The 249-nt window shown below is 35.7% G+C and carries 1 pseudogene; it reads right to left on the bottom strand.

Annotated features, from left to right (window positions below):
- A pseudogene (locus ACFINC_RS09965) lies at positions 1 to 249 on the bottom strand (YidC/Oxa1 family insertase periplasmic-domain containing protein); the annotation flags it as partial.

The raw sequence follows: 249 nt of genomic DNA on the forward strand, positions 1-249 counted from the left end.
TGGCGAGAGGGAAAAGAAGTGTTTTTAAGAGTACTGTGACAAGAAGGATGGCAATACCAAAATTTCCTGTTTGTTTATAAAGAATGTCAATGAGAGCAAACATGGGCTTTGTGATGAAATCAAACCAACCCCAATCAATTAAGAGAGCAAACTTGTTGATTTTTAGGTCATTTTGATAGTGATTAATGATTTAACCCTGTTTTGCACCAGCAAAAAGACGATTTGTAACGGTTTTTGTTACATTGGGAG

Origin of the sequence: Bartonella sp. AP58NXGY (assembly GCF_042195785.1) — a bacterium.
In the GTDB taxonomy this organism is placed as follows: Bacteria; Pseudomonadota; Alphaproteobacteria; order Rhizobiales; family Rhizobiaceae; genus Bartonella.